Origin of the sequence: Paraburkholderia strydomiana, assembly GCF_046030495.1 — a bacterium.
Lineage (GTDB): Bacteria > Pseudomonadota > Gammaproteobacteria > Burkholderiales > Burkholderiaceae > Paraburkholderia > Paraburkholderia strydomiana_A.
In genome coordinates this window covers 35402-59102 of sequence record NZ_JAQQCJ010000011.1, presented here as the reverse complement: position 1 = coordinate 59102, position 23701 = coordinate 35402, and the positions used below count along the sequence as shown (strand labels likewise).

At 62.4% G+C, this 23701-nt stretch carries 19 protein-coding genes; 10 read left to right on the top strand and 9 right to left on the bottom strand.

What is annotated here, in order from left to right:
• Window positions 1–3 precede the first annotated feature (3 nt).
• From PQQ53_RS16360 to PQQ53_RS16325, 8 genes are all read left to right on the top strand, one after another.
• Window positions 4–1134, top strand: coding sequence for a glycosyltransferase (locus PQQ53_RS16360; protein WP_408324892.1), 1131 nt, complete (start codon window positions 4–6; stop codon window positions 1132–1134).
• Window positions 1135–1463: 329 nt separating this feature from the next.
• Window positions 1464–2489 carry a glycosyltransferase gene (locus PQQ53_RS16355; RefSeq protein WP_408324890.1) on the top strand — a complete coding sequence of 342 codons (1026 nt, stop codon included), beginning with the start codon at window positions 1464–1466 and terminating at the stop codon, window positions 2487–2489.
• Between the two features lie 20 nt (window positions 2490–2509).
• Entirely contained in the window at window positions 2510–3649 is a 1140-nt protein-coding gene (locus PQQ53_RS16350) for an NAD(P)/FAD-dependent oxidoreductase (RefSeq protein ID WP_408324888.1), read from the top strand.
• Window positions 3646–4440: an NAD-dependent epimerase/dehydratase family protein gene (locus PQQ53_RS16345; protein ID WP_408324887.1), complete on the top strand. Its 795-nt coding sequence runs from the start codon at window positions 3646–3648 to the stop codon at window positions 4438–4440. The genes PQQ53_RS16350 and PQQ53_RS16345 overlap by 4 nt, the downstream gene beginning before the upstream one ends.
• Window positions 4437–5270 (top strand): sugar phosphate isomerase/epimerase family protein, encoded by an 834-nt coding sequence (locus tag PQQ53_RS16340; RefSeq protein ID WP_408324885.1) that lies wholly within the window; start codon window positions 4437–4439, stop codon window positions 5268–5270. Before PQQ53_RS16345 ends, PQQ53_RS16340 begins: the two co-directional genes overlap by 4 nt.
• Complete coding sequence (locus PQQ53_RS16335; protein WP_408324884.1) at window positions 5267–5623, top strand: DMT family transporter; 357 nt, start codon at window positions 5267–5269, stop codon at window positions 5621–5623. Before PQQ53_RS16340 ends, PQQ53_RS16335 begins: the two co-directional genes overlap by 4 nt.
• Before the next feature lie 36 nt (window positions 5624–5659).
• Window positions 5660–6457: a glycosyltransferase family 2 protein gene (locus tag PQQ53_RS16330; RefSeq protein WP_408324882.1), complete on the top strand. Its 798-nt coding sequence runs from the start codon at window positions 5660–5662 to the stop codon at window positions 6455–6457.
• 50 nt (window positions 6458–6507) lie between these two features.
• Complete coding sequence (locus PQQ53_RS16325; RefSeq protein ID WP_408324880.1) at window positions 6508–9693, top strand: hypothetical protein; 3186 nt, start codon at window positions 6508–6510, stop codon at window positions 9691–9693.
• A gap of 64 nt (window positions 9694–9757) precedes the next feature.
• Here the strand turns inward: PQQ53_RS16325 and PQQ53_RS16320 are convergent, their stop codons facing one another.
• From PQQ53_RS16320 to PQQ53_RS16280, 9 genes are all read right to left on the bottom strand, one after another.
• Complete coding sequence (locus PQQ53_RS16320) at window positions 9758–10654, bottom strand: methyltransferase domain-containing protein (protein WP_408324878.1); 897 nt, start codon at window positions 10652–10654, stop codon at window positions 9758–9760.
• A gap of 66 nt (window positions 10655–10720) precedes the next feature.
• Window positions 10721–11599, bottom strand: a complete 879-nt coding sequence (locus PQQ53_RS16315) for a hypothetical protein (protein ID WP_408324876.1) — start codon at window positions 11597–11599, stop codon at window positions 10721–10723.
• Between the two features lie 15 nt (window positions 11600–11614).
• Complete coding sequence (locus tag PQQ53_RS16310; RefSeq protein ID WP_408324875.1) at window positions 11615–12658, bottom strand: glycosyltransferase family protein; 1044 nt, start codon at window positions 12656–12658, stop codon at window positions 11615–11617.
• Between the two features lie 3 nt (window positions 12659–12661).
• Entirely contained in the window at window positions 12662–13309 is a 648-nt protein-coding gene (locus PQQ53_RS16305) for a histidine phosphatase family protein (protein WP_408324874.1), read from the bottom strand.
• Complete coding sequence (locus tag PQQ53_RS16300) at window positions 13306–14283, bottom strand: glycosyltransferase family protein (protein WP_408324872.1); 978 nt, start codon at window positions 14281–14283, stop codon at window positions 13306–13308. The genes PQQ53_RS16305 and PQQ53_RS16300 overlap by 4 nt, the downstream gene beginning before the upstream one ends.
• 151 nt (window positions 14284–14434) lie before the next feature.
• Window positions 14435–15499 carry a glycosyltransferase gene (locus PQQ53_RS16295; RefSeq protein ID WP_408324870.1) on the bottom strand — a complete coding sequence of 355 codons (1065 nt, stop codon included), beginning with the start codon at window positions 15497–15499 and terminating at the stop codon, window positions 14435–14437.
• Window positions 15496–18036: a glycosyltransferase family 4 protein gene (locus tag PQQ53_RS16290; protein ID WP_408324869.1), complete on the bottom strand. Its 2541-nt coding sequence runs from the start codon at window positions 18034–18036 to the stop codon at window positions 15496–15498. The genes PQQ53_RS16295 and PQQ53_RS16290 overlap by 4 nt, the downstream gene beginning before the upstream one ends.
• Window positions 18037–18040: 4 nt before the next feature.
• Complete coding sequence (locus tag PQQ53_RS16285; protein WP_408324868.1) at window positions 18041–20197, bottom strand: glycosyltransferase family 2 protein; 2157 nt, start codon at window positions 20195–20197, stop codon at window positions 18041–18043.
• A gap of 208 nt (window positions 20198–20405) precedes the next feature.
• Window positions 20406–21374: a glycosyltransferase gene (locus tag PQQ53_RS16280; protein ID WP_408324867.1), complete on the bottom strand. Its 969-nt coding sequence runs from the start codon at window positions 21372–21374 to the stop codon at window positions 20406–20408.
• 285 nt (window positions 21375–21659) lie between these two features.
• On the opposite strand from PQQ53_RS16280, the gene PQQ53_RS16275 reads away from it, so the two are divergent.
• A complete protein-coding gene (locus PQQ53_RS16275; RefSeq protein WP_408324865.1) occupies window positions 21660–22619 on the top strand; it encodes a UDP-glucose 4-epimerase family protein in 960 nt (319 codons plus the stop codon).
• Window positions 22620–22663: 44 nt separating this feature from the next.
• Window positions 22664–23692 carry an MraY family glycosyltransferase gene (locus tag PQQ53_RS16270; RefSeq protein ID WP_408324864.1) on the top strand — a complete coding sequence of 343 codons (1029 nt, stop codon included), beginning with the start codon at window positions 22664–22666 and terminating at the stop codon, window positions 23690–23692.
• Window positions 23693–23701: the final 9 nt, after the last annotated feature.

Sequence of the window (23701 nt, the reverse complement as noted above, 5' to 3'; positions counted from 1 at the left end):
GGTATGAAAGTTCTTCACATTTATCGCACGTATTTTCCCGATCCTCCCGGCGGACTTCAGGAAGCGATCCGCCAGATCAGCCTGTCGACGCGGGCGTGTGGAGTCGATCCGCGGATTTTCACGTTGTCGCCGAATCCGGTGCCGCGCGACATCCAGTTTCCCGAAGGCGTCGTGACGCGCTCACGCTCGTGGGCCGCGCCTGCTTCGTGCGACCTCGGCGGCTTCGAGTCGCTGCGGCAGTATCGCGCGCAGGCCGAGCAGGCCGACGTGCTGCATTTCCATTTTCCGTGGCCGTTCGCTGACGTGCTGCATCTGCTCGGACGCGTGAAAAAGCCTGCGGTGATGACCTATCACTCCGACGTGGTGCGCCAGCGCGCGCTCGGCTATGTGTACGGGCCGTTGATGCGCTCGACGCTGCGTTCGATGTCGGCGGTGGTGGCCACCTCGGCCGTCTACGCGCGCAGCAGCGCCGTGCTGACCAGCGTGGTCGACAGTGAGCGTCTGAAGGCGATTCCGCTCGGCATCATCGACTACCGTGACGATCCGCAACTGGGCCGTTTCGCGCCGCAATGCCTCGACCGGCTGATGCTCGGCAGCGAGCCGTACGTGCTCGCACTCGGCGTGCTGCGCTACTACAAGGGACTGCACACGTTGATCGAGGCGGCGCCGTCGATCGGCTGCAAAATCGTCATCGCCGGGTCGGGGCCGGAAATGGAGCGGCTCACGGAGCTGGCGAAGCAGGTGGGTGCGTCGAACGTCGTGTTCGCAGGGCAGGTGTCGCACGAAGAGAAGGTCGCGTTGCTGAGCGGCTGCCGTGCACTGGTGATGCCGTCGCATTTGCGCTCGGAGGCGTTCGGGATGGTGCTCGTCGAAGCGGAAATGTTCGGCAAGCCGATGGTCTGCTGCGAGATGGGCTCGGGCACGTCGTATGTGAACGAGCATGGGGTGACGGGTTTCGTGGTGCCGCCCGAGTCGCCGGTGGAGTTTGCGGCGGCGGTCAACCAACTCGTGCGGGATGAAGCGCTTGCCCAAAGGATGGGGGCGGCGGCGCGTGAGCGGTATGAGCGGCTTTTCTCCGGGCCGGCGCTGGGCAATGCGTATCGGGCGCTTTATGAAGAGATATTGGAGCGCTAACAGCGCGTGCGGACACGCCTGCGCGCATCGTTGCGCGCTCCGCTTACAGTTTGAAACAACTTGCGATAAAGAGCCGCTGACGGCATAGTTAGACTCAATTTTTCGGGCCTGGCGAGGTTCGGAAGCAATTTCCCAACTCTGTTTGCACGAACGTGCATGACGGCCGAGGCGGCCAGAGCCGTCCCAAGCCCCGCATATATTGCGCATTGCACTCTTCTGTCACGCCGTAAAGATGTCGATCGTGCCGCTTGAATGTGCTGCACGGTGTCGGCGCCGGAGATTCATGGAAGGGTTTCGCGCAGGCCAGGTCATTGCCAAGGAGGCAGGTAGTGTTTTTCCCGGTGTTTTTGTCCGTTGTATTTGTCGTTCGCAATCAGGCGCGGGATATCGAACCCATCCTGATGGACGCAGCCTCGGTCCTGAGCACGCTTGTCAGCGACTACGAACTGATTGTCGTGGACAACGCGTCCGAGGACGAGAGTGTCGGCGCACTCAAGCAGCTCGCGGGCGACCGCGGCTTGCCGAATCTGCAGGTGTACGCGCTGACCAAGGAGGTCGATTCGGATACGGCTTCGTGGGTGGGTCTGGAAAATGCCCTCGGTGATTTCGTTGCGGTCGTCGACCCGCTGGCCGACGACATCCGGTTCCTGCCGACCATGCTCGACAAGGCCGCGAGCGGCGCGGACGTCGTATTCGCCGCGAACGAACAGCAGCCGGTGCAAAGCTGGGCCTATCGCACTTGCCTGAGCGCGTTCAATGCGCTGTACAAATGGTCCAACGGCGTGCACCTGGCTAAAGACGCGCCCCAGTACCGGCTGCTCAGCAAACGCGTGATCAATTTCATGCTGCAGCATCCGATGCCCGCGATGACTTATCGCTATCTGCCGGCCACCGGCGGTTTTGCACGCGTGAATCTGACTTACAGCGCGCTGCCCAAGGCCGCGCATGCGAAGCGTCTGTCGCACAGTATCGATCGCGGTATCCGCCTGCTCGTGTCGACCACCAAGGCGCCGATGCGGCTCGTGACCGCGCTTTCGTTGTTTGGCGCGGTGTCGAATCTGGTCTACTCGATCTACGTGATCGCGATCGGTTTGATGAAGTCGAACGTGGCGCCAGGCTGGGTGACACTGTCGCTGCAGCAATCCGGCATGTTCTTTCTGATCTCGCTCGTGCTGCTGGTGCTTGGCGAGTACATCCTGCAAATGGCGCGACTGAGCAACGAAGGTCCTCTGTACCATGTTGCCCAGGAATTCACGAGCACCGTGATGACGCGTCGCCAGAAACTGAATATCGAAGACGTCAGATTGCCTGAGCCACACCGCGCGGATGTGAACGACTCCATGCATTCCTCCTGAGTGAACGGGAGGATCTGCTCATGCAAGATGCTGTGGTCATCGGCGGTGGCTTCTACGGAACGGCGATCGCGATTTACCTCAAGAAGCAGCGCGGCCTGAAAACGGTGACATTGATCGAGCGCGAGCCGGCATTGCTGGCGCGTGCTTCGTACAACAATCAGGCGCGCGTCCACAACGGCTATCACTATCCGCGCAGCTTCACGACCGCGTTTCGCAGCCGTATCAACCTGCCTCGTTTCGTCCGCGATTTTCCCGATGTGGTGAAGCGCGACTTCACCAAGGTCTACGCGATCGCGCGGCGCAATTCCAAAGTGACGGCGCGGCAATTCGAACGGTTTTGCCGCGAGATCGGCGCGAGCCTCGAAACGGCTCCGCAGCAGATTCGCGATCTGTTCGAACCGCGTCTGATCGAGCAGGTGTTTCTGGTGGAAGAGTATGCATTCGATTCCACCAAACTTGCGGACTGGGCGAGGCGCGAACTGGCCGGGTTCGATATCGACGTCAGGCTGAACACGCGAGTCGTGCACATTCATCGGCTTGACGAAGGTTTCGCGCTGGAGTGCGACGACGCGAATCGCTCGACCCTGCATGCCAGGTATGTCTTTAACTGCACCTATAGCGGCCTGAATCAGTTCGCCGGCGACTTTCGCGGCACGCAAACGAAGCTGAAGCACGAGATCACCGAGATGGCGCTGGTCGAGACCGTGCCGGAATTGCGCGGGCTCGGCGTGACCGTGATGGACGGTCCGTTTTTCTCGATGATGCCGTTTCCGGCCCGTGGCCTTCATACGCTCTCGCACGTGCGCTACACACCGCATTCGAGCTGGATGGACGCGCCCGGCGAGGACCCGTACAGGAGATTGAGCGAGTACCCGCGCGACAGCCGCGTGGACCGCATGGTGCGGGATGTGGGGCGCTACTTTCCCGCGGTTTATGATGCGCGTTACGTCGAATCGCTCTTTGAGGTCAAAACGGTTCTCGTGAAAAACGAAGGGGACGACGGTCGTCCGATATTGTTCGAGAAATACGCCGCGTCGGATGGCCTGTATTCGATCCTGGGCGGCAAGATCGACAACATCTACGACGTGCTTGAGAAGCTGGACGCGGAGACCTTCGTTTCCACTTCACAAACGCAAACAGTATTGGGAACACGCAAATGAGCGACGCACTGATTGGATATACGGGGTTTGTGGGATCGACCCTGCTGAAGCAAAAGCATTTCGATGCGCAATTCCGTTCGACCAATATCGAGCAGATCCGCGGGTCGTCGTTTGGCCTCGTGGTCGGTGCGGGAGCGCCGGCTCAGAAGTGGATCGCGAATGCACAACCGGAAGCAGACCGCGAAAAGATCGAAGGGCTGATCGATCATCTGTCGACGGTTCAGTGCGACACGTTCGTGCTGATCAGCACGGTCGACGTGTTCGGCAATCCGCTCGGCGTCGATGAGAACACGCCGGTGGACGAGGAAGGTCTGCATGCCTATGGCCTGCACCGGCGCTTGCTGGAGAAATTCGTCGAGTCGCACTTTCCCCGTCATTTGATCGTTCGTCTGCCTGGACTGGTCGGGCCGGGGCTGCGCAAGAACGTTATTTTCGATTTCCTGAACAACAACAATCTGCATGCGATCGATAGCCGGGGCTCGTTCCAGTTCTATCCGATGGTGAACCTTTGGGATGACATTCAGACTGCTCTCACGGCCGGTCTCAAGCTCGTGCATCTGACCGCCGAGCCGGTCACCGTGGCAGAGGTCTCGGAAGCCGGCTTTGGCAAACCGTTCGATCAGGCGACGGTGACGCACCCCGCCAGCTACGACTTCCGCACCGTGCACGCCGGTCTGTTCGGGGCCACGGGCTCGTATCAGTACAGCAAGCGCGAAACCATTCAGGCGGTGCGCTCTTATGCGCAATCCGAGCCGCTGAAGGCCACAGTCGAATCGGCGGGTAAGGCATGAGAATCGCCATTTCGAACATCGCTTGGGAAGTCGCCGACGACCAACTGGTCGCGGACATTTTGCAGCAGCATCGCGTCGACGCGATCGACGTAGCGCCCGGCAAATATTTTCCGGACCCGAAGACCGCCGAGGCGGCGGACATCGCACGCGTTCGCGCGTGGTGGTCCGATCGCGGAATCGCAATCACGGGGATGCAGTCGCTGCTGTTCGGGACAACCGGGCTGAATCTGTTTGGCACGGCCGAATCGCAGCAAGCGATGCTGGAGCATTTGCGCGCCGTGTGCCGGATCGGCTCGGGCCTGGGCGCGCAGCGGCTCGTATTCGGCTCGCCCCGTAATCGTGATCGCACGGGTCTTGCCGACGATGCCGCGCACGATATCGCGGTGACGTTCTTCCGCCGCCTGGGCGACATCGCTGCCGGGCAGGGCGTGTTCGTTTGTCTCGAACCCAATCCGCCGTGCTATGGCGCCAATTTCATGACCAACAGCCGCGATACGGCGACGGTCGTGGAGGCCGTCGCGCATCCGGCAATCCGTATGCAACTGGATACGGGGGCGGTCACGATCAACGCAGAAGACGCGCGCGACGTTGTCACCCGATACGCGCACCTGATCGGCCACGTGCACGCGAGCGAACCGAATCTCGTCACGCTCGGCGAGGGCGGGACGAACCATCGCGCGGTAGCTGAGGTGCTGGCCGAGTTGCTGCCCGAGCAGGTGGTGTCGATCGAAATGCTGGCGCCGAAATCCGGCTCGGCGGTGGACGCGGTGCGTCGCGCTGTCGGCGAGGCCGTTCGATGCTACCGCGCCGACGGCGGAGCGTCCGCATGAAATGGCTCATTCTGGTGCTGGGCATCGCATCGAATGCGTCCGCAAGCGTGCTGGTGAAAATCGCGATGATGCCGCCAAGGCAATTTCCGAGTCTCAGCGATCCGGTCGGCGCGCTGAAGAACGGCCCTTTCTGGCTCGGCCTCGCACTGTACGGCGCGGCTTTTCTGCTGTACGCGGCGGCGCTCGGCAGGCTGCCCCTGAACGTTGCTCAACCGGTACTGACGGCCGGCGCGATCGCGACCGTGGCGATCCTGTCGGTGGTGATATTCCGTGAGCCTTTTCCCTGGACCGTCGGTGCGGGGATCCTGTTCATCATCGCAGGCGTTGCACTCATCACGGCCCGCGTAGGGTGAAATAAAAAAGGATCACAGACTTCAATGAAACTCGATATGTCCCAAGAAGCCCGCGCCGCCTGGCAGGTTCCCGCTTTCAGAATTCAGCTCACGTCGGAGCCGCGCAGTCCGTGGTGTGTGGTGATCCCGGTGATCAACGAGGGCGCGCGCATCCGCAATCTGCTCGAGCGGATGGCGGCGCTGGGCATTCCCGCCACGGCGGATGTGATCATCGTCGACGGCGGCAGTACCGACGGTTCGCTCGATCTCGAGTTCCTGAAGCGCCAGGGCGTGCACACGCTGGTGCTCAAGACGGGGCCCGGCAAGCTGAGTGCGCAGTTGCGCTGCGCTTACGCGTTCGCGCTGGACCAGGGCTATGAGGGTATCGTCACGATCGACGGAAACGACAAAGACGATCCCGACGCGATTCCGCGCTTCATCGACGAGTTGAAGCGCGGCGTGGATTTCGTGCAGGCGTCGCGCTACCTGTCCGGCGGCGTGGCGGAGAACACGCCGAAGTCGCGCGATCTGGCGATCCGGCTGATTCATGCGCCGATGCTCAGCCTCTTTTCCGGTTTTCACTGGACCGACACGACCCAGGGCTTCCGGGCCTACAGCCGCAAGATGCTGCTCGACCCGCGCGTCGCGCCGTTTCGCGACGTGTTCGATACCTACGAGCTGCTGGCGTACCTGTCGTATCGTGCGCCGAAGCTTGGCTACCGCTGCCTCGAAGTCGCGACCACGCGTCGCTATCCAAAGGGCGAAGTGCCCACCAAGATCAGCAGCGTGAAGGGCAACCTCTCGGTGTTGCAAGTGTTGTTCAAGGCGTGCTTCGGCGCTTATAACCCGTCGTGAAGTGCTAGCGCGGCTTGCACGCGCCGGATCTGCGATGAAAGAGATGTTCAATGCCAAACCAACTGACAAACACAGAAAAAACGAGCGTGGTGGTGGCGTCGGCCTCTCTGGCCGCCGCAGCCCTGGCGCTGGGTCTTCGCTTGACGCTGGCGCCGGCGTACGCGGATTTCATCGTCGGGAGCATCACCTGGAGCGCGAATACGAAGTTTCAGGATCTGTTCGCGCCACTGTTTTTCATGGCGGTGCTGCTCGGTGGTCTGGCCTTTCTGTCGGCGCAGATCAGGACCCTGAAGAACCACGGCACGCAGGGTTCGCATGCGCGTGATTTTGCGGAGCAGTTGCTGTGGTGGTCGGTGCCGTCAGTGGTGGTGGTCGCGGGTCTGATCACTGGCGCGTCGATCGACCGAACCATCCAGCTTGTCTCCGCCGCGGGCTTGCTGGTGCTCGGCGTGTCGGCGTGGTTGCAGGCGGAAAAGCCCGAGCGGGTGTCGCCATGGCTGACCGGGCTGAGCCTGTTCTCGGCGTTTCTGATCGCGCTCGTGCCGCTCGAAATTGCGCTCGTGGTAGGCCGCTTGCCGGTGGGCGTGAGCGGCCATGTGGACGTGACACGCTACGCCAAAGTATCGCATCTGCTGATCGGCGTGCTCTTTCTTGCAGTGCTGGCTTCGGCCTTCACGCCGCGACTGACGTTGCGCGTCTTGCCAAAAAGCATCCTGATCGGCCAGTTGGGCTTGCCGCTGTTTTTCTTCGCGATGTATCCGGCGCGGCTCGCGCTGCCTGACGGCGCGCTCACCAAATACCCGACGACCTGGGCGTTGAAGGGGCTCGTGATTGCATTGGCCGTCGCGGGTGTCATCGATGTTTTCCGGCGCTATGTTGGCTATTGCCGCGACGAGCGGCAGAGCTACAAAGTCCTCTTCTCGCCGCTCGCCTTGTTTGGCCTCCTGATCGCATTCAAGTTTGGCAACACGCTCGGCCCTTCGCTTTCGCCGAACGACTACGAGTTCGGCCAGAACCTGGTCGGCTGGTGGTCGTACCTGAAGGGTGTGGTGCCGTATGTCGGCTATATCTCTCCTCACGGCTTCATGGAGGACGATCTGCCCGGACTGCTGTCGGTTGTGTTCTACGACGGCACGGCGACGAGTATTTTCGATGCAACCCGGCTGAGTTCGACGCTGCTCGCGCTCGTCGCTTTCTTTGCGCTCTACGGGTTTTCCGGCAGCCTGGGTCTGGCGCTGGTTTCGACGTTCTTCATCGGCGGCAGAACGGCTTTTCTGTTTTTCACGCCGTTTATGTGCCTGTGGTTCAGCCGTTCGCTGCGGGCGCGGCCGGCCCGCTGGCTCGCGGTGTGGCTCGTGAGCGCGACGATCGTGGTGCTGGGCGTGCCGCCCGCGGGTCTGCTGCTCGCCGCCGCCTCCGGCATCCTCGCGCTCGAAGCGGTATGGCGCATGTGGCGGGGTGGCGAGCGCGAAGACTGGAAGACGCTCGCGGTGGTCTGCGTCGTGCTGCTCGTGCTCGCGGTGGTGACGCCGTTGGGCGTCATGTTGTTCGGCGCGATCCGCTATGTACTCGACAACGGTCCGATCAATCAGGTCGCGTATGGTATTCCGTGGGAGATCAGCTGGAATCCCGGCAGCCCGAAGTCCGGCCTGGTTTTCGAAGCGATCCGGATGCTGTGGCTCGGCGCGCCCGCTTTCTGTTTGATCATGGTCTACACCGGCATCAGGAATCGCGCGACGCGCAGTGCGGCGTTCCTGCCGGCGGTTGTCGTGATGCTGTTCGCGCTACTGCTGACACCCTATTCGATGGGACGCATCGATGCGGGCGATATGTCCCGTGCGGGGCTCGCGGCCATTTTCGGCTGGTCCGTGCTGATTCCGATTGTCGCGTGGCACTCGACGCTCCGGTTCAACCGCACGGCGTTGATCGTGCTCGTCGCGGGAATGAGCGCGACGTTGAATTACACGACTCTGGCGTTTTATACGGCGGTGTTTTCCGCGGCGCCGTCCATTCCCGTGTTGCCGATGAAAAACGGCGTGGACTGGGGTATGCCCAACGTCGGCCAGGGGATGGTGCAGGACGACCAATGGGCGCGGCTCGTCAAGCTCAACACGCTGCTCAACAGCAAGCTCGCGCCGGGCGTGGGCTACCTCGATCTGACCTCGCACAACGCACAGACTTTCTATTTCGGCCGCCCGGTGACGATGGCCGTCACGGCGCCATACAACATGGCGCCGGTTCGGCAACAGCAGCAAGCGGTCGCGAGGCTGGAGCGCGACTTGCCCAGCATCGCGCTGCTGTCGGCGGACAACATTACGTATGACGGCGGCGGACTCGCATTACGAGACCCCGTGTTGTACCGGTTCGTAATGGATCACTACACGCCGGTGTGGGCGGACGGCGTCATTCTCGGCTTGAGCGCGCCGGCGATGATCGCGCAGCAGGGGCAACGGTTGACGGCTGGCATACGCAACCTGACGGACGACAGGTGGGACAGGGGCGTCAGCCGCAGCGAAGCCGCATTGTCGCTAGACCCAAGCACGCCGATTGTCGCGTTCGCGCCGGGCACGCCGGTTCGTTTGCGCAATGGCGAGACACGCAGCGTCACGAAGATATCCACTGAACAGCATGCGATCTGGCTCGACGGTGGCCCGCTCGATCCGGCACAGGCAGGGTATCCCGGCGTCGTCGACGTGACGCTTGAGCCTGCGCTGCAAGCGGAGTACCGGTGGACGTTGCAGGACGCGTCGTTCGCGACGCCTGAGCTGGGCAAGATTCCGGTGGCCTGGGGACGTTCGGACAAATCGCTCTCGAAGAAGATGACACGGGTCGCGTCGCTCGACGCGCCGGCGCCGACCTTGCGCGATCTGACTCAGGAATCCGGCCTTTATAAGGTCACGGGCGGCAATTCGCAATTGAGCTTCGATCTGTCCGCACTCGGCGTGTCCGGTCATGCCGCGGGCATGCTTCGTTTTGAGTTTTCCTGCGTGGACCGTCGCGCGACGCCGCGATTCAAAATCGCATGGTGGGGCGACCAGCAACAGGGTCCGGCCGATGCAGCCCGTTTGACCTTCACCGCCGACGACGGCGTGCTGATCGTCCCGCTGGATGCGTATCCTCGCTGGCTCACGCTCGAACGGGTCAAGGGGCTGCAAATGACGCTTGCCGACCCGAACGCGTGCGGTGCATTCGGCATCAGGGACGTAGCGCTGTATCAGCGGAATATTTTCCGCTAGGCGTGTGTTCGCACGGGCCGCTTCTGGTGGCCGGGCTCACCTGGCCCCGGCTCACCGGCCACACTCAGCGGCGTTGGGCTGCGAATCGCAATGCACGCCGGGCTTTCCAGAACGGACGACCGGGCGCATCGTCACGAGCTTGCGTTTCCATCCGGCGCCAACTCTCGACCGTCTGCGACCTGTCGTTGGACGGTTTGAGCGAAACGAAGAACTCCATATCGTTTCGCTCGGTGTCGAAAAAGTTGCCGCACGCGAGGTCGATCAGCCCGAGTTCCGCCATTTCACGAAACAGGCGAGCGAACGAGCGCGGCGAAAATACCCAGCAGTGCACGTCGTGATAGGCGCCATTCTGCAGACAATCCTGCGCCACCGCCAATGCGGTGTCGAGATCGTGATGCCGTTCGACCGCGAACGGGTCGAGCGGCGCTCTCCAGGCTGACGCGCAATCCACTTTTGCGACGTTGATGCAGTAGTCGATCAGGACCTGCGGTTGCGGAACCCGTGCGCCGACCAGGTTGCTGTGCAGGACCGCCGGGATCCGCGTTTCTTCGCGGAAGTAATCGAACGTGAAGCGTTTGTCCGGCACGATCAGCCTGACCTCGCCGCCGGGATTCAACACCGAGCGCAACTCGTGCAGCCACGCGATGAGGTCCGGCACGTGTTCGACCACATGCGAAGCGACCACGTAGTCGACGTGCCTGCCGCCCAATGCTTGCAGAAGCGTGTTGGCGCCCCATACGGCATCGACGTCGACGATGGCGTCCACGTTCACATTAGGGTCGTTCTGGTATTTTTCACGCAGTGTTTGCGTGTTGGCGTGATCGACATAGATGACGGGCCCGTCGTCCCTGAGAAGAAACGGGCGGCATAGCGCCCCGATCTCCAGGCCAAGACTGCTTTTCTGATCCAGCCCGGCGAGGAGCTTGTGCTTGCGGGTGAGGGGGGTACGGCATGCAGACATCGGGTTCTCCTGCTTGAAGAGACTTCCAGATTCTTACCGAGCCCTCATCATAGCCGAACTAAGCTGTCAAACAGGCGGCGCTATTAATCTGCCGGTGTGTGGGTGCGGCGTTTGCGTGTAGACGTCGAAGAAATGCTGTTGCCAGATGGCACACATGAAATCCATCTGCCCGGTGAGCCGCTGATCGAAGACGCCAGACATGTCCGCGCGCTCCACCAGAGGTCGCATGTTGCGAACCAGCAGGCGTTCGAAGTCGTCGATGCAGTAGTCCGCGACCTGCTCGCAGGAAATCGCATACGACGCCACCTTGCATTGCGGCGTCAGCGACAGATAAGTACTGAACAGCCGTTCGACGATGAACGGCAGGAACGGCGCCGGATCGGTATGCGTGGTGTCCAGCATCACGGCGCGCGCGGCCGGGTGATCCGCGTTGTTCTCCAGAAAGTCGGCGATAGGTACGAGAACCTGTCCGACATAGGCATCCCAGAAGCGCGGCGAGCCGACCCAGAAATTGCAGTAGGACAGCGTGCCGTGACCCTGGCGCGGCACATCGTTCAACTGCCAGTCGATTCCCGATGCATCCAGCAGTGCCTGGGCCGCTTGCCGCAAGCCGGGATGCGCGTGCTCGCCCTGCATCCACACATTGAACGACCAATATGCAAGCTGCGGAAACGGATTGATGAACCACACGTCGCAGTCAGGCTGCGTATCCACGAACGCGGTGAATTGCTCGGCGCTAACCCTGGACTTCAGCGTGAACTTCGGTGAAAAGAGCCCGGTGGCGGCGTGCTTCAAATGGACCCCGCTGCGGTACAGATCGACCAGCATCCTGAACTCGCGCCACGCCGCCGCCCGGTTGTCGCGAATCTCGAGCGGCAGGAATGCGTCGCTCGACAATTGCTGCCCGGGCTGATAGAGCGGCTCGTACATTCCGTATTTGCGCATCTCGTCTCTCCGGCTTCAGTTCGTCAACACGGAAGTCAGGACTTCAGCGCTGAAGCGGATATGGTGCCGGTCGTGCACGTCCTGGTACGCCCGTTCGCGGATGTCGCGGCGCAACTGAGCGTCCGCCGCCATCGACTCCATCGCCGAGAGCCAGGCCTCGTAGGTGTTGTCGACCAGCAGGCCGGTTCGTCCGTGCTCGATGCAGTCTTCGTAGATCGGGCTGCGCGAATAGATGCCCGCGACTCGCGCAGTGCCGTAATTGAGGTACTTGAACGGATTCTTGCAACTGTTGAAGAACAGGCTCTCCGCATCTTCCGCGCCGCCCAGCGGCGTGATCGAGAACGCGTAATTGCCCGCGATCAGCGATTGCACGTAATCGGCGTACTGCTTGCGGCTCGTGTAGTGCAGAAACGGCAGCGAGAAGATTTCCGGGAAAGGGTCGCCGTAGAAATCCAGCGTGTATTCCGGGTGCAGATGAAAGAAGTCCTGCAGCACTCTCAGCAGCACTTCCTTGCTGTTGTGCACCTTGATGAGATCCGCATTCGTGAACACGATTCTCGGCGGATCGGACTCGGCATTTTCCCAGCCCCGTTTCTCCGGAATGTACTTCTCGACATACATGCCGTTCGGCAGCAGCACGGGGTGCTCGCAATACTCCTTGATGCCGGCATACAGATTCTTGTTCGCCACGGTCACGACGTCCGCGAGTCCGATCAGCGCCTGAATCGCGTCGAGTTGTCGCGACATTTTCTTCGCGTTGCTATACGACGGGAATGAGAAGATCCAGTCGTCGACGTCGTAGATCACGCGCAGACCGCGCTTCTTGGCCTGCGTGGCGATTTCCACGGCAGCATGCGAACTGTGCTTGCTCAGAATGAGCACGTCGGCCCAGTTCAGCGCCGCGTGCACGCGATCATGGTTCTCAGCGATCGCGGCATAGACGAGTTGACCCTGATCGGTCAGGTAGTCCAATGCCTCGGTGACACGCGCTTCCACGGACAGCGACAGCGCATCCGCCGCAACGTGGGAAACCCGCTGGAGTGCCAACACCTTCATCATCTCTCATTGCCTCGTTGGGGTCAGCATGGGGGCTGCGGTTTCGGCCGGCGTCAGCGAGAAGCCCTTCAGCGTCGCCTTGCGCGCGTTTGCGTCGGCATGTGCGCCGCCGTCCGCATACTCGATGACCGTCAGGCTCGCATGCGCGGGCAGCAGCACCGGGAACCGCTCCATGCCGATGCCGAGCGCATGCTGAATCAGGCACGCGATCGGCCCGGAATGCGCGACCACCACGATCCGCGCGTCGGCCGCCTGTTGCGCCAGCAGCTCTTCGAGCCAGTTCATCACGCGCCGGTTCAGGTCTTCATGAGACTCGCCGCCTGGGTAGGGCGTCGCGTTGTTGTGGTAGAACCCTGGCTGCCGTGCGACGAATTCCACGAGCGGCCACCCGGCCACCGAACCCGCATCGGTCTCGCCGAGACGCGCGTCGATCCGCCATTCGGCTCGCGGAAACATCAGGCGCGCGGTTTCCTGTGCGCGCTGCCACGTGCTAGTGAAGAAGTGATCCGCATCCAGTTGCACCTGATCCAGCCAGCGTTGCATTGCTTCGGCCTGGCGCCGGCCTTCGTCGACGAGCGTATCCGCCGGCGTGCCCGTGACGAGCCGCGCGGTATTCGCGTGTGATTTCCCATGACGGAACAGGTAGAGCATCATGGCATCGCTACCGCTTCGTCGAAGACATTCAGCAACGGAATGATGGCGTCCGGCAGGCAGTGTTTCTGCAAATGCCGGCGCAACTCCTGCATGTGCGGATTCGACGCGAGGCACGCCGCCACGCCGCTACGCACACTGGTCTCGGAGTCGGGATCGACGAACTGCGCAAAGCCGTCGAAGTGTTCGCGCGTCCACGCCGAGTCGCTTAACACCAGCCGGCAACCGGCGAGCCCGGCGGCAATCGCCGACAGGCCGGCCGGCTCTTTCGAAATCTCTATGTAGTAGCTCGCTTCCTGCAACGCCGCGCGCATGATTTCCGACCGGTACGGCAGGCCGTCGATGAACAGGGAATTGGCCGGCGCTTCGCGGCGGCACATCTCATAGTAGGCGCGATTGCGCGAGCGGCCGACGAACACCAGCGGCATGCCGCTGTCGCGTAGCGCCCGGATCGCCAGCAGCTGATTCTTGCTGGGCTCGATCACGCCGAACCAGATCGCGTATTCGTCGAGGTCGTACATCGTGCGGAACAGTCCGGGCGGCGCGTCTTTCGTGAACACGACGTCGACGCCGGCGGGCACCAGCCGGATCTTTTCTTCGGGCGCGGGAAAGTGCGAGCAGAAATGCTCTTTCTCGGCCACCGATTTGAAGACGATATATTTCGCGAGCCTCACGTGCTCAGCGATCATCTCGGGGGACGGGGGCTGTTCGGCGTTGATCCAGAGGTTGGGCCATAGCACGATCGGCTTGCCCGCCGCTGCGACGGAGCGTAGCAATTCGAGTCCGCCGCCGTGTACGGAGAAATGCAGAACGACGTCGTAGTTGTCGATGGACTGCGAAAACGGCCCGTAGATATCGGCGATGTAGCCTTGTTTCTTCAGACTGTCGACGAGGCTGACGATTTCGAATTCGCCCCCGCCCTTGGCGAGAAAAGCGGAGTGGTAAGTGGTAACCAGAATTTTGGGTTGAGCTTTCATTGCCGGTGCTACCGAGTCGCTTGCTGATTGGGGGCGCGCAGTCTGAATTGTGAGGCGCTTCTTCTAGTGGAGCAATTCCCGTGCTCATTGTTCGATCGGGGCACGAGGGTCGGGGCCGCTGACCCTCGGGCCGACACTCGTTACACGACTCTCACCAGCCCGTGCGGCGACAAACCCCGTCGAACACTTCCGACCAATGCCGCCAGGACGTAAGTTGCAGCAGATTGCCGGCGCGCTCGCGCGCGTGCTGTGTCAATGCGTTCCAACGCGATGCATCGTTGCGCAGCGCAATAATCCGCGCGGCGATCTGCTCCGCTGTCTCGCTGATATCGCTGACCAGGCCGGCGTCGTCGACCACTTCGGCGGCCGCGTGACCGGCTCGCACCACGGCGGGAATGCCGCGATGCATCGCTTCCAGCGCGGGGATGCAGAAGCCCTCGTGGCGGCTCATCGAGAGCAACAGCGAAGCTCGGTCATAACTCGACAGCAGATCCGCGTCGTCGACCATGCCGGTGAAATCAATCCGCGTCAGCACGCCAAGCGCGCGAGCGCGTTTGAGCAGGAATTTGCTGTAATCGTAGTTCGGCATGCTGCCGACGATCGTCATCGTCGCATCGACGCCACCTTCGACGACATGCGCGAGTACTTCGATCGCATCTTCAACCCGCTTGTGCGGCACGACACGGCCCAGCACCAGCATGTTGAAAAGGTCCGGGGTGGGGCGCGCGACCGCGCTGTCCGCAAGAGTGGGCAGCGTCTCGAACACGGGTGGAATGACCACGATGCTCGCAATGTCGACATACGGTGCGAGATCCTGCGCCACATGTTTCGAGTTGGTGACGATGAGATCGAAGCCCGCCAACTTCGGCAGCTGCAAAAAGGCCTGCTCGCACAAGTCGGCCGTCACCGGCTCGAATTCACGCAGCAAGGCGGGATCGGTGATGCCGTGGTAGTAGCAGATCTTCCTGCACGGCAAGGCCAGCAATCGATCGAGATTCGGCGCGAAGATCGAATAGCTGACGTACAGAAGATCCTCGCTCGTGGCTTCTGCGAAGAGCGTCTCGATTGGCCGCACCTTTGAGATCGCCGCGTCGAAGTCCTTCGCGTACGCGCGCGACTCCCAACCTGCGCGCTCAGCCATCGCAGCCAGCCCGAGGCAATGGTTGCCGACGGCGTCGCCTTCAAAGATGTCCGGTGCACAGATCAGGAGTCTCATCGCGCGCTCACTGTTTGTCGAATTTCATTGAGACGCTGCGCATACGCGCGCGCCACCGCCGCCATCGAATAGTCTCTTTCGATACGTTCACGACCCGCCTGGGCAATGCCCTCGCGCAGATTGGCGTCGCCGAAGACGCGGGCAATCTGGCCGGCGGCAATCCCTACGTCAGGATCGCACCAGTACTGTCCTTCGTGGAACAGATAGTCTCCAGGGCGCAGCGGCACCAGTTCGCCGTCGACGAGGAATGCAGTCTGCTCGTCGCAGAAGTCCACGTTGCCCGAGAAATTGGTGGTGACGACCGGCTGACCCAAGGCCATTGCCTCGGCAATCACACGACCGAAGCCTTCGCTGCGATGCAGCGAGATGTACGCGTTGCAGCAGGCCATGAAGTCGATCGTGTCCTGCCGGTTCAGCCGCTCGGAGACGATATGGATGCGTTCGTCCGCAGCCGCCAGTTCGAGCACCTGCTGCCATGTCGGGTCGTCGCCGCGAACGTTCATCGCCTTGATGACAAGGCCGACGCCGCTGGTTTCTTTCGCGAAAGCCTGCTTGAACGCCATGATTCCGGCGACCGGGTTCTTGCGCGTCAGCCACGAATTGCCGTCGAACATCAGATAGAACAGGAAGTCGTCCTTCGGCAGGCCATAGCGTTGACGGTCAATGGATTGCGGCGTCGGAATGACCACGGCCATGGGCATGTGCCGCACCTTGGTGCGGCCCAGTTTCGCATACACGGCTTCAACGAAACGGCTCTGCGCCCAGATCTCGTCAACGAACGCGTGGGCTTGCCCGAACGCACTCGGCCAGTGAGGCAGTTCCCACGGCCACGCGCCGATCCGGTACGTGTCCGACTCGATCATGCGGCGCCCGCCTTCGAGCGCGAGCCGCACCATCTCCGGCGGCGGCAGGCAGAACAGACTGACCTGATAGTCGGGTTCGTCGCGCAGCAGGTGGTTGACGGACGTATCGATCCGGGCCGGTCCGCTCATCGGTGCATTGATGAGCGCAACGTCGATATTGCCGAGCTGCATGGCCTGCGCGGCCATCCGCGCGTCTTCGCCGAGACCGAGCACGCCTTGCGGGAAGCCCACGATATTCACGCCGAACGGCCGCATCTGGATGCGAGGCTGCTGGTCACTGAGCTGTGTTACCGCCTGATCGCGGATCTCGGTCGGCAAGAGGCGCAGGTGCCGCAATTGCAGATATTCGAGCCGGCCGGACGTGTACCACCACGCAACGAGGCCCAATGCACCTTGCAGCGTCGTGATGTCGAAGGCCTCAGTCAGGTCGGGCCGGTTCTCACGGATGCCGAGCAGGAGTCGGGGCAACGGGATCGCAGCGGCAGGCATCGAGTCCGTGCGCAGCAGGTCGTCGAGCGTTTCCTGAATCGGCCAATGGAGACTCGAATATTCCTGTTTGCCGCCGCCCATCCACCACTGCATCACGTCGAGGCGGCCGAGGTACGTGTCGAGGTCGAAGAGCGCCTGCAGATCCGGCCGGCTTTCGATCAGAAGCGGGAGAAAATGCGGTGTCTTGAGCAGCCCGCGTTCATCGCCGTTATCGAGTTCGTTCAGACGGTCGAAAATCTTCGCCGTCGGCCAGTCCAGCCGGCGGTATTCGCGCTTGCCGTGCGTATCCCACCACAACAGCATGCTGAAGCGGCCCTTGAAGCTACTGAGGTCGATCATGCTCCTCAGGTCCGGTCGACCGCTGACGAGGGGCGCGACGAAACGCGGAATATCGATCAGCGTGCCTCGCTCGTCGGGCTCGATCTCGTTCAGCTGAAGAATGGCAGTGGAGGTTTGCCAGACCAGCCTCGGGTACTCGAACTTGCCGTGTTCGTCCCACCAGATCAATGCGCCAAGGCGTCCGGCGAACGTTGTCATGTCCATGCTGGAGCGCAGGTCGGGGCGGCTGTTGACCAGCAGTTCGAGGAAGGCCGGGACGTCGATCTGGGTGGGGTGATGCTTGCTACCCAGCTCGTTCAGGCTGTCCCAGACCGGATTCGGTGACCATGACAGGCGCGGATATTCAAACTGGCCATGCGTTTCCCACCAGCTCAAAGCGGCGAGTTGACCCGAGAACGCGCCGAGATCGAGGTTGGCGCGCAGGTCCGCGCGCGCGTCGATCAGCAAGGTCATGACGCGCGGCAGCCGGGCGCGCGTCGGCCCGATCTCCAGATCGCTGCGCAGCAGCGTCTCGAGCAATGCTTTGTCATCCAGAATATCGGGCGCATTGCCAGCCAGCCAGAAGCTGACGGCCTGCGGAAACTTGTCGACCAGCGTCTGCGTGTCCAGTTGCGCGACATACGCGACATCCGCCTCGCCGAGCACCCACTCGAAATCCGGATAGTCGCGCTCGCCGTAAGCCTTCCACCAGAAATACAACGTGATCCGGCTCTCGACCGTTTGATGCTCGAACGATGCGAGGTCGGACCGGAACTTCAACAGAAAATAGATTGCGTTGGGGAGCGCAAACAGTACGGTGGGAGACGGATGCCGGCACTCCGTGGCCCAGTCTTTGGTCAATGGCATGGTGTTATTGATGGCCCGCGAGACGCGGGCTCATGGTCATCACGAAGTCGGTCGAGTCGATCGACAGATTGGGCGAATAAAACGGGTCGTTCCACAAGGCGTCGCCCCAACGCTTCTTCACGAACTCGATTTCTTCGACAAAGCGCGCCATCTTCTCGGGCGTATCTTCATAACCGCGGGAAGCGGACTCGTGGTGGTACAACTCGGCAAACGGGGTCCACACGTTGCGATAGCCGGCGTCGCGCACGCGCAGGCAGAAATCGACGTCGTTGAAGGCGATGACCAGACCCTCGTCGAGTCCGCGCACTTCACGGTAGATGCTCGTGCGGATCACCAGGCACGCCGCAGTGACCGCGCTGACCGCATTGCGCAGCACCGCCCGGCAGAAGTAGCCCGGCGCATTGCGAGGCAGATACTTGTGGCCGTGGCCTGCCAGCCCGCCCATGCCGAGATAAACGCCGGCATGCTGGATGGTGTCGTCGGGGTAGAGCAGTTTCGCGCCCACCGCGCCCACATTGTCTTGCAGCGCGACCGAAACGAGTTCGCTCAGCCATTCCGGCGTGATCACTTCGATGTCGTTGTTCAGCAGGCAGACGAACTCGGCCTCGCTCGCGAGCGCGATGCGGTTGTTGAGGGCCGAGTAATTGAACGGCGAGTCGTCGCGCACCACGCGAATACGCGGGTCGCCTTCGTAGCTCCTGAACAGATCGAAGGTTTCGGGTTTGACCGAGCCGTTGTCGATGATGGTGATCAGGTAGTTCCGGTACGTGGTGCGCTCCTTGATGGAGTCGACACACTGCTTGACGAGATTGGCCGCGTCGCGCGTCGGAATGATGATTTCGACCAGCGGCTCCTGCTCGGGCAACGCGTAGACGATCCGTTGGTACATCACCGCGTCGTCAGCGGATCGCACCGTCCCGGCGATCTTGCTGCGCGTGAGGTGCTCCTGGACCGCGCGGGCCGCGGCGATCGTCGCGTAGGGCTTCGCTTCCGCGCCGGACGCGGTGCTTTCCGGCAGCACGCGCCAGTGATACAGCACGCGCGGGATGTGGTGGATTGCCTGCGGGCCGGCCGCTTCCATGACACGCAGCGCGAGATCGTAGTCTTGCGAGCCTTCCAGGCCTTCGCGGAAGCCGCCGACCTGCCGCAACACGGCGGTCTTGTAGACGCCGAAATGCGAAATCATGTTCTGGCTGAGGAACAGGTCGTAGTTGAAATCGCACTTGAAATACGGATCGTAGCGCTTGCCTTCGATCGTGACCTTGTCCTCGTCACTGTAGATCAACGCGGCCTGCGGCTCGCGTTCGATCAACTCCGCCACGTAGTACAGCGCCAGAGGATGCAACTCGTCGTCGTGATCGAGCAGGCCGGTGTATTCGCCGCTGACCAACGCCAGCGCACTATTGCTCGCCGCGCTGATATGACCGTTGGCCGTGCGGTAGATGATCTTGATGCGGGGGTCGCGCGCCGCGTACTCGTCGAGAATTTCCTTCACGTGGGGCTGCGTGGACTTGTCGTCCGCGATGCACAGTTCCCAGTTCGTGTAGATCTGATCGACGACCGAATCGATGGCCTTGCGCAGATACTCGGCCGGCGAGTTGTACGTCGGCATCACGAGGCTGATGAGCGGCTGGCGCTGCCACTCGCGCGCCGCTTCCACCAGACCCGGATAGCGATCCGCCGCCACCTCGTTGATCGCAATCCAGTTCTCGTAGGTAGCCGGCAGCGGGGTGCCGAGCGCGGCCACCGCGTCGGCCTGGGCAAGCGCGGCCTCGTCTGCTTCACCGAACGGCAACGAGTCTTCGTCGACCACCAGCGCGAAGTCGTTCAACGAGAACGGCCCGGGAAACGCGAGCGGATCGAAGCGCACCGCACGCAGCGTCCATGGGAACGAGATGGTCTGGTCCACATGGTCGTTGGCGTCCGCGCGGAGCCAGACCGCACCCTGTTCCGACATGCCGTCGCCCTTGTCGACATACAGCATGCATGGCGTCTTCGGCGCCTTGCCCGTTGCTAGCGTAAAAGACAGATGTACGGTGCGTCCACGCATGTGCTCCCAACCCGCAATGGCAAACTGCGGATCGTTTGTCGTTGCGTTCCATTGGTATTCGGCACCCGAGAATACTTCAACGTTATTGAGTGGTTGCAGTTCAAGTTTCATGTTGAATGAGGAGCTTTGGCTATATATCTATGATGGACGACATTGTCGGGTATGTGGCCAGCATCGAGAGGCTAATGTCGAACGGCACGGGTACGATGTTGCTTGGCGAACTCTCCTCGCAGGTCGATTCGAATAGTGGATCATCGCCGCCTGGCCGCCGTGGAAGGCCGGATAGGCACGGCGGATTTATTTGAGCGAGGCCCGAACGTCATTGCGCCGACAGCGATGCATACAGGTCTTTCAATGGAGCAAGCACCGCTCGCCAGCGCAGATCGCGATCGTGCCGGAGGGTGCCGCGTTCGCGTGTCAACGCCTCGCGGATCGACCGCGTGATGCTAGCGACGTCGTCCGGATCGAGATAGGCCACCTGATCCGCGAAATACTCGCGCGTGGAGCCGACCTGCGTGACGGCGATGCGAGCGCCGGCCGCATGCGCTTCGAGCGCGGCGAGCCCGGGCGTCTCCAGCGTGCTCGGCAGACAGAACGCGTCACATGCGGCGTAGGCCGAGCGCAGCAGCGGCGAGTCGTGCGGCAGCACGCCGAGATAGATCACCTGATCGCCGCCGGCTTCGAGGCAGGCACGCGCATACTCGGGGTCGCGCTGATGGCCGATCAGGACCACCTTGCGCTCCGGCATGGACTTCATGGCCTGCATGAGCGCAAGCTGGTTCTTGCGCGGCTCGATATTGCCGACGTTGAGCACGAAGGGTTCGCGAAGATTGAAATGGTCGCGAAACAGTTGCGCCGGCACCGGCTCGTAAAACGCTTCTTCGACACCGTTGTAGACCGTGACGAATTTCTCGCGGGGCAGCTCGAACACCTGCGCGAGCGTGTCGCACTCGATGTCCGAATTCGCCACCACGCGATCGGCCAGCGAGAACTGATGCCTGATTTCGTCGACGGGATAGAGGTGCCTCGTCGCGTCGGTGATCCACAGGCTGGAGGACACGACGAGCGGCAAGCCCAACTGCTTGACGAAGTTGCAGAAGTGCACGGAGCCGCCGACGCACGAGAAGAAGTGCACGACGTCATGCTCGAGAAAGCGCGGATTCCAAGCATCGAACAGGTCGACCTCTACGCCGTGCGCCGGAAGATGTTTGCGATACGCAAGCAACTGTATCTCTCCACCGCCAGGTGTGTGGAAAGCCATGGGGTACGTTGCAAACAGCACTTTCATAAATTTGAGCTTATGTCCTCGATCTCTCGAATTTCCCGACAACGTTTGCCAGGGAGTTAACCCGCTTACAATATGCGGCCTGAACTCATAGCGGCATGCCGCCTTCGACCCTACAGATGCCGTATTGTACCGTGCTTCGTTTGCCATTCCGTGCGTCAGACCGTGCGCGTCCGGGGACGCGTTGCCAGTTCCTCAAGCGCGAGCGCGCAGCAGCGCTTACGTTCGATCTGCCGCCTGGCGTGGCATGACCGCGCTGCGCAACCCGATCGTCCTGGTGGATAAAACATGAGTCATACGGTTCTGATCACCGGCGCCAACGGCTTCGTCGGCAAGTCGGTCTCCAAAGCCTTGCTGCAGCGCGGCGACCGGGTCGTCGGCGCGGTACGCCGCGCCCAGACCTCGGCGCAAGGCGTGCGTGAATGGCTGCTCGACGCGGACGATTTCCAGGGCATCGAGCAACGCTGGCCGGTGACGCTGCAATGCGATGCGGTTATTCATCTCGCCGCCCGCGTCCACGTGATGCACGACACCACCGCCGAGCCGCTCGCCGCCTATCGCGCGACCAACGTCGACGGCGCGTTGCGCGTCGCCGCCGCGGCCCGTCGCGCGGGCGCTCGCCGCTTCGTGTTCGTCAGCAGCATCAAGGCGATGGCGGAAAGCAGCATCGGCCGGCCCATCAAGGAAACGGATCCGCCCGCGCCGTCCGATCCCTACGGCATCTCCAAGCTCGAAGCCGAGCGGGCGTTGCTCGAATACGGCCGCGAGTCGGGTCTCGAGATCGTAATCGTGCGGCCGCCACTGGTCTACGGCCCTGGCGTGCGCGCGAACTTCCTGCAACTGATGAACGCGATCGCCCGGGGCGTGCCACTGCCGCTCGGCGCGATCGCCGCGCGCCGCAGCCTCGTGTTCGTCGACAACCTCGCGGACGCGCTCGTGCATTGCACCACCGATCCGCGCGCGGCCGGCCACACGTTCCACGTCACCGACAACCGCGATCTGAGCGTGTCGGAGCTGGCGCGAGCGCTGGCCACGCAACTGCACGCGCCGCAGCGTCTAGTGGCGATGCCGGTCGGCGTGCTAAGGCTCGCGGGCCGTCTGACGGGACGCTCGGCGCAGGTCGAGCGGCTGGTTGGCGAATTGCGCCTCGACAGTTCGCATATCTGCGAGTGCCTCGGCTGGTATCCGCCGCACACCGTCGAGCATGGCCTGCTGGAGACTGCCGCCTGGTATCGCTCCACACACTGATCACACTGAACTGAACGCACTGACCTGCATTGAACCTGCTCCCGATGTCTTCATTTTCCGCCCACCCGGTGGTCCATCTGCTGCTGTGCGGCGCGCTTGCGCTGGGCGCGTGCGCGGCGATCCTGTGGGCGCTCCTCAGAAGCGGTCTTGCGTGGCGGCTCGCCACCGACATCCCCAACGACCGCTCGCTGCACACCCGGCCGACGCCGCGCGTCGGCGGCTGGGGCATCGTGCCGGTGAGCGTGGTGCTGATCTGGCTGGTCGCGCCGTCGCTCTGGCTGCCTGCGCTGGCGGCGGCGCTGCTTGCGGCGCTGTCGCAGATCGACGACCGTCGCGGCTTGCCCGCGCGGGTGCGCTTCGGCGGCCACGCGGCGGCGGTGGCGGCGCTGGTCGCCGTCTATCCGGCCGATGTGCCCTGGTGGGCGCTGGCGGCCATGGCGGTTCTGCTCGTCTGGCTGGTCAATTTGTATAACTTCATGGATGGCTCGGACGGGCTCGCCGGCGGCATGGCGCTGTTCGGCTTCGGCGGCTACGCAATCGCCGCGTCCCTGCCGGCGGGCCCCGCGGCCCATCCCGATGTCGCGCTCGCGCTGGCCAGCATGGTGGTGGCCGGGTCGGCGGCGGGCTTTCTGCTGTTCAATTTCCACCCCGCGCGAATCTTTCTCGGCGACGCCGGTTCGATCCCGCTCGGCTTCCTCGCCGGCGCGCTCGGCTACTGGGGCTGGCGCGAAGGCGTGTGGCCGGTGTGGTTTCCCGCGCTGTGCTTTGCGCCATTCATCGGCGATGCGTCGGTGACGCTGCTCAAACGCCTGCTGCGCGGTGAAAAATTTTGGGAAGCGCACCGCGAACACTACTATCAAAGACTGGTGCAGTCCGGTTTGGGACACGCATCGACGGCATGGGTTTGGTATTTGTTCATGGCGGCGGGCATAATGCTTGCTATATGGGCACTACAATTTGCCGTCCTGTATCAATGGCTGGTTGTCGTCGTTTGGGCTGCCGTGCTGGCGGTCGCCGGGCTGTGCATTGATCGCCGCTGGCGGCGCCACGCGCCCCGTTCCGGGCAATCCTGAGGTTTTGCG

Bases quoted from the DNA above. Each gene is read 5' to 3' on its own strand.
- PQQ53_RS16360 (WP_408324892.1), top strand. From the start codon at position 4: ATGAAAGTTCTTCACATTTATCGCACGTATTTTCCCGATCCTCCCGGC.
- PQQ53_RS16350 (WP_408324888.1), top strand. From the start codon at position 2,510: ATGCAAGATGCTGTGGTCATCGGCGGTGGCTTCTACGGAACGGCGATC.
- PQQ53_RS16345 (WP_408324887.1), top strand. From the start codon at position 3,646: ATGAGCGACGCACTGATTGGATATACGGGGTTTGTGGGATCGACCCTG.
- PQQ53_RS16340 (WP_408324885.1), top strand. From the start codon at position 4,437: ATGAGAATCGCCATTTCGAACATCGCTTGGGAAGTCGCCGACGACCAA.
- PQQ53_RS16335 (WP_408324884.1), top strand. From the start codon at position 5,267: ATGAAATGGCTCATTCTGGTGCTGGGCATCGCATCGAATGCGTCCGCA.
- PQQ53_RS16330 (WP_408324882.1), top strand. From the start codon at position 5,660: ATGTCCCAAGAAGCCCGCGCCGCCTGGCAGGTTCCCGCTTTCAGAATT.
- PQQ53_RS16325 (WP_408324880.1), top strand. From the start codon at position 6,508: ATGCCAAACCAACTGACAAACACAGAAAAAACGAGCGTGGTGGTGGCG.
- PQQ53_RS16320 (WP_408324878.1), bottom strand. From the start codon at position 10,654: ATGTCTGCATGCCGTACCCCCCTCACCCGCAAGCACAAGCTCCTCGCC.
- PQQ53_RS16315 (WP_408324876.1), bottom strand. From the start codon at position 11,599: ATGCGCAAATACGGAATGTACGAGCCGCTCTATCAGCCCGGGCAGCAA.
- PQQ53_RS16310 (WP_408324875.1), bottom strand. From the start codon at position 12,658: ATGATGAAGGTGTTGGCACTCCAGCGGGTTTCCCACGTTGCGGCGGAT.
- PQQ53_RS16305 (WP_408324874.1), bottom strand. From the start codon at position 13,309: ATGATGCTCTACCTGTTCCGTCATGGGAAATCACACGCGAATACCGCG.
- PQQ53_RS16300 (WP_408324872.1), bottom strand. From the start codon at position 14,283: ATGAAAGCTCAACCCAAAATTCTGGTTACCACTTACCACTCCGCTTTT.
- PQQ53_RS16295 (WP_408324870.1), bottom strand. From the start codon at position 15,499: ATGAGACTCCTGATCTGTGCACCGGACATCTTTGAAGGCGACGCCGTC.
- PQQ53_RS16290 (WP_408324869.1), bottom strand. From the start codon at position 18,036: ATGCCATTGACCAAAGACTGGGCCACGGAGTGCCGGCATCCGTCTCCC.
- PQQ53_RS16285 (WP_408324868.1), bottom strand. From the start codon at position 20,197: ATGAAACTTGAACTGCAACCACTCAATAACGTTGAAGTATTCTCGGGT.
- PQQ53_RS16280 (WP_408324867.1), bottom strand. From the start codon at position 21,374: ATGAAAGTGCTGTTTGCAACGTACCCCATGGCTTTCCACACACCTGGC.
- PQQ53_RS16275 (WP_408324865.1), top strand. From the start codon at position 21,660: ATGAGTCATACGGTTCTGATCACCGGCGCCAACGGCTTCGTCGGCAAG.
- PQQ53_RS16270 (WP_408324864.1), top strand. From the start codon at position 22,664: ATGTCTTCATTTTCCGCCCACCCGGTGGTCCATCTGCTGCTGTGCGGC.